The 4,970-nt window shown below is 74.0% G+C and carries 6 protein-coding genes and 1 tRNA gene; 3 read left to right on the top strand and 4 right to left on the bottom strand.

The window, feature by feature from the left end:
• Positions 1 to 390, bottom strand: a 390-nt coding sequence (locus tag FK498_RS17340; protein ID WP_202614904.1) for a thiamine phosphate synthase, incomplete at its 3' end; no start/stop codon positions are given.
• A gap of 75 nt (positions 391 to 465) precedes the next feature.
• Here FK498_RS17340 and FK498_RS17335 point away from each other — a divergent pair.
• The gene (locus FK498_RS17335; RefSeq protein WP_141856768.1) at positions 466 to 1,179 is read left to right on the top strand and encodes a YggS family pyridoxal phosphate-dependent enzyme; all 714 of its coding nucleotides are present in this window, start codon (positions 466 to 468) and stop codon (positions 1,177 to 1,179) included.
• A 39-nt stretch (positions 1,180 to 1,218) separates the two neighbouring features.
• On the opposite strand, the gene FK498_RS17330 is transcribed toward FK498_RS17335, so the two are convergent.
• On the bottom strand, positions 1,219 to 1,776 hold the full coding sequence (locus FK498_RS17330) for a hypothetical protein (RefSeq protein WP_141856766.1): 558 nt from the start codon (positions 1,774 to 1,776) through the stop codon (positions 1,219 to 1,221).
• Between the two features lie 117 nt (positions 1,777 to 1,893).
• Complete coding sequence (gene ribA, locus FK498_RS17325) at positions 1,894 to 3,069, bottom strand: GTP cyclohydrolase II (RefSeq protein WP_237560998.1); 1,176 nt, start codon at positions 3,067 to 3,069, stop codon at positions 1,894 to 1,896.
• 386 nt (positions 3,070 to 3,455) lie between these two features.
• Here ribA and FK498_RS17320 point away from each other — a divergent pair, with 386 nt between their 5' ends.
• Both FK498_RS17320 and FK498_RS17315 read left to right on the top strand, forming a co-directional pair.
• Complete coding sequence (locus FK498_RS17320) at positions 3,456 to 4,181, top strand: response regulator transcription factor (RefSeq protein WP_141856764.1); 726 nt, start codon at positions 3,456 to 3,458, stop codon at positions 4,179 to 4,181.
• 50 nt (positions 4,182 to 4,231) lie between these two features.
• Positions 4,232 to 4,321: transfer RNA gene (locus FK498_RS17315), tRNA-Ser, on the top strand.
• A 162-nt stretch (positions 4,322 to 4,483) separates the two neighbouring features.
• Here FK498_RS17315 and FK498_RS17310 read toward each other — a convergent pair.
• Positions 4,484 to 4,970: 3'-5' exonuclease (locus FK498_RS17310; protein WP_141856762.1), on the bottom strand; the 487-nt coding region annotated here is incomplete at its 5' end.

Here is a 4,970-nt window from a genome sequence, read left to right as displayed (position 1 = left end):
GAACCGCACCGTGCCCAGTGCCGGGGCGCCCGGGTGGCTGGCCGTCGGGAACAGCGGCGAGAGCAGCACGAGATGCGCGCCGAAGCGCCGCGCCCGCGCCAGCCCCGCCCGTCCGTGCGCCGCCACGGTCAGCGGCCCGCGCCCGTGCAGGCGCCAGCGCAGCGGCGGTGCCATCCCGTCGGCGAGATGCAGCCCGGTCCGCAGGCGCAGCGCCAGCGCGACATCGCGCGCGACGATCAGGCTGACCCCGCGCGCACGGCAGAGCCGGCCGAGCCGCAGCGCCAACAATGCGCGCCCGGGCACCCCGTCATGGCGCAGGATCACCGCCGTTCCGCGCGGCAGGCGCGCCGCGCCTGCAAGGGGGTCGCCGCCCCGTGCCGGATCGGTCATAAAGACGAGCCAGGGGAGGTGCCGCCTCCCACGGCGCAGTCGCCGCGCCGCTCCGATCAACCCCTGCGCCATGCCATGTCCGAACGCTCCACCGTCGCCGCCGCCCTCGCCTCCGTCCGCTCGCGCATCGCCCTGGCCTGCACCCGGGCGGGACGCGACCCATCCTCGGTCACGCTCGTCGCCGTATCCAAGACGCACGGCGTGCCCGCGATCGAGGCGGCGCTCGCCGCCGGCCAGCGCCATTTCGGCGAGAACCGGGTGCAGGAGGCGCAGGCCAAGTATCCTGCACTCAAGGCCGCGCATCGCGGACTCAGGCTGCATCTGATCGGGCCGCTCCAGACCAACAAGGCCGCGGCTGCGGTGGCGCTGTTCGACGTGATCGAGACGCTCGACCGGCCGCGGCTGGCCGAGGTGATCGCGCGCGAGATCGCGCGCCAGAAGCGCGCGCCCGACCTGCTGGTGCAGGTCAACACCGGCGACGAGCCGCAGAAGGCCGGCATCCCGCGCGAGGAGGCGGACGAGTTCATCCATCAGTGCCTCGACATGTGGGATCTCCCGGTGCGCGGGCTGATGTGCATCCCGCCGGTCGACGAGGACCCCGCCCCGCATTTCGCCTGGCTTGCCGCGTGCGCGCGCCGGCACGGGCTCGGGCTTCTGAGCATGGGCATGAGCGCCGACTTCGAGACCGCGATCGCGCATGGCGCGACCCATGTGCGGCTCGGTACGGCAATCTTCGGCGCGCGGCCGCCGGTCGAGGCCGGTCAGATCCGCAGTCCGGCTGCGCGGTAGCCGCCAGCCGCGCGCACCCGCCCGGACCGGGCCTGGGGATCAGCCCTGATCGCGGCGCAGGCGGAGCGTGCGCTCGTAGGCGTCGAGGCCGCGCATCATGCGTTCGGCGAAGTCGGGCGGCTCGGCAGGGCCGGACGCGCGCACGGCGAGCGCCACCCCCTCGTCCGGCGCCGGATAGGACCGCGCCCCGAGACGCTCGGCCAGCGGCGCTTCGGCCGGCGCCGGGGCTGACGCGGATGTCCCAGCTGCCAGCGCCGGCACGGGGGCCGCCGCCACCGCCCCCCCAGCCGCCGCGTCCGGCGAATCGCTGAACAGGCTCTCCGCGAGCGCGCCGACCGCGGCAACGATCGCCCCGATCGGCCCGCCGAGCAGGAAGCCGCCGAGCGCCCGGAAGGCCGGGTTCACCGATTCGCCCGTGACCTGTCGGTACACCCAGCCGACCACCGGGATGTGGTGGAGCGGATTGAGGTTCGCGAGCAGGTCGCCGAACGAGATCTCCACCGGCATCGGCACGGCCTCGTCCTCGCGCAGCGGCGGGCCGCCATCGGGCGCCTGGCGCAGGCCGTTCGGCTGGAGGGGCTGGGCGAAATCGATCATGGCGGCACCTAAGCAACCACCGTGCCAAGGGCTCGGCCGCGTCCTGCCCGCCGGATGCCGCGACGGCGCCGGCGACCCGGCAATTCCGGCCGCCCGCGGGCGGCAGAAACGGCAGGGTCAGAACAGGTGTCCGAACCGCTCCGCCTTGGTCTGCAGATAGCGCCCGTTGTGCTCGTTCGCGGGAAAGCGGTGCGGCACGCGCGCCGCCACCTGGATGCCGCAGGCCTCGAGCGCGGCCACCTTGTCCGGGTTGTTGGTCAGCACGCGGACCGTCTCGATGCCGAGTTCGCGCAGCATCGCGGCGGCGACCAGGAAGTTGCGCTCGTCCGCGCCGTAGCCGAGGCGGGTATTGGCATCGAGCGTGTCCGCCCCCTCGTCCTGGAGCTGGTAGGCGCGCAGCTTGTTGACGAGGCCGATGCCCCGCCCCTCCTGCGCGAGATAGAGCAGCACGCCGGCGCCTTCCTGGCCCATGCGCGCGAGCGCGCCGCGCAGCTGCGGGCCGCAGTCGCAGCGCAGCGAGCCCAGCAGGTCGCCAGTGAAGCACTCGCTGTGCAGACGCACGAGCGGAGGCTCGGCAGCCGACCACGGATCGCCGACCACCATGGCGAGATGCTCGGTACCGCCATCGGCCGGCCGGAAGGCGATGATGCGCAGATCGCGGCTGTCCTCGGTCGGCACGCGCGCCTCGGCGACGCGGCTGAGCGTGGCTGCGACCGTCGCGGGATAGGCGATCACATCGGCGCCGGGCACCGCGATCAGGTCGTGCCGCGCGGCGAAGTCCGCGGCACCGGCCTCGGCGGCGGCGGGCGCGAACAGCACCGCCGGCAGGAGCCGGGCAAGCTTCGCCAGGCGGATCGCTGCGGCCGCCGGCTCGGCAGGCGGCGCGCCCGCGTGTTCGGGGCGCAGCGCAGGGGCATCCGCGGTCGGATCGGCGAAGGCACGCAGCAGGGCAGGCGTCACGCCGGGCGGCAGGCGGAGGGCGACGGCCGGTGCATCCGCCGCCCCCGGTGCCGGACGCTGCAGCACCGCCGCCGCCCGCGTGGGCGCAAGCAGAAGCTGTGTGGGCTGCGCGGCGAGCTCCTCGAAGCGCACCAGCGTGGCGACGCCCGCAAGTTCCGCTGCGGCGACCAGGAAGACGCCCTCGGCGCAGACGAGCAGGGCGGGCGCGCCGCGGCGAAGCTCCGCGACCGCACGGTGCACATGGCGCAGCCGCCGCTCCCCCGCGGCATGGACGGGGCGCAGGTCCGCCATCCCCGGCGGGGTGGTCGCGGCGAGGTGGGGGCTGGTCCGCATGTCTCTCCCGATCGTCTCGGCGTTCCCGCGACCCATCTCGACGGCGGATCGGGGCGCGAAGATGGCAGGCGGGCGCGCCGGCGTTCGAGACCACGCAGAGTTGAGTGGTTGCGTCAGCGCAAGATCGCCGGGCTGCCCGCCGGGGATATGGGGGGTGATACGGAGGACGCCAGGGGGCGATGCGCGAGGCCGACCGCCCGGCAGGCGCGCACGCTCGCGTGATCGTGTGGGGCGGAGGCCGGACCGATCACCATGTCGTTTCCGTGTCACGGAGCGGCTCGCCTCGCTCCGGCCATGACGCGTGGGCGCCGCGGCGGTCGATCCTTGCCCGGGCCGCCGCGCGGCTGGCATCATCCCCTCCAAGCTGCGGATGGAAAATGCACGCCATGGCGCTCGCCAGACCGATCCTGATCGTCGACGATGATCGCGCCCTGCGCACGACCCTCGCCGAGCAGTTGCGGGCGGAGCAGGAATTCGAAGCGCTGGAGGCCGAAACGCTTGCCGAGGCGGAGAGGATCCTGACGCGCAAGGACGGCCGCGTCGATGCGGTGCTGCTCGATGTCGGCCTGCCGGATGGCGACGGGCGCGAGTTCACCCTCAAGCTGCGCCGGCTGGGCGTGAAGGTGCCGGTGATCATGCTGACGGGGGCGGACACCGAGGCCGACACGATCAAGGGACTGGACGCGGGCGCCAACGACTACGTGGTGAAGCCCTTCCGCTACGGCGAGCTGCTCGCGCGGCTCCGGCGCCACCTCGCGATCTTCGACAACTCCGACGACGCGGTGTTCTCGATCGGGCCCTACACCTTCCGTCCGGCGGCGAAGCTGCTCGTCGAACCCACCCGCAACCGCAAGATCCGCCTCACCGAGAAGGAGGCCGCGATCCTGAAGTACCTCTACCGCGCCGGTGCCGTGCCGGTGGCGCGGCAGGTGCTGCTGAACGAGGTCTGGGGCTACAACGCCGCGGTGACGACGCATACCCTCGAGACGCACATCTACCGGTTGCGCCAGAAGATCGAGCCTGAGCCCTCCAACGCCCGGCTGCTGGTCACGGAAGGCGGCGGCTACAAGCTCAACGCCTCCTGGACGCCGACGCCGGTGCAGGCGGCCTGACCCGCCGCGTTGCGCCCGCGGCGGCGGCGGTGTAGTCACCCCCCCGCTGCGGAGGGGTGCCGGAGTGGTCGATCGGGCCGGTCTCGAAAACCGGTGTACGGGCAACCGTACCGTGGGTTCGAATCCCACCCCCTCCGCCAGGACCCCGGCCTCTCGAGCGTCGTCGTCGTGCCCCGATCGCTTCGGAGGCTCCGCGAGGCTCGACCAGGTCGCCGACTCGGCCGCCATGCGCGCGGCGATCGAGGAGGCGGAACGGATCGCGGGCGCCGCGGCCGCCTGACGGCCGTGGCATCGTCGCGACGTCAGAACAGGCTCGGCTGGCAGGCGGAAAGCCGCCGCGCCCGCGCGGGGCGACGCTGCCGCTCCACCAGCGCGCGCGGGAGCGCACGCAGGAACGGCGAGGGGCGCTGCGGCCGGCGCTGGCCGCGCCAGGACCGCAGCGCGGCGTGGCTGAGCACCAGCCGGTCCTGCGCGCGCGTCATCGCGACGTAGAGCAGCCGGCGCTCGGCCTCCTCGCCACGCGCCGCCGCCGCTTCGTCCCAGGCGAAGGGCATGATCCCGTCCTCCAGCCCGACGACGAACACGACCGGGAACTCCAGCCCCTTCGCCGCGTGCATGGTGAGCAGCGAGACGCGCTCGGCGCGGCCGTCCCAGAAATCGGCCTCGCTGGAGAGCGCCACCAGTTCGGCGAACCGCGCGGCGCCGCCCGCCTCCGCCGCCCGCGCGAGCGTCCCGAGCCAGCGCCGCGCCTCCGCGAGCGCAGCCTCGGAGTAGTCGAGCGGCATGCGG

It is taken from the genome of Elioraea sp. Yellowstone, assembly GCF_006704265.1.
Classification (GTDB): domain Bacteria; phylum Pseudomonadota; class Alphaproteobacteria; order Acetobacterales; family Acetobacteraceae; genus Elioraea.
This window is presented reverse-complemented; position numbering and strand designations above follow the sequence as displayed.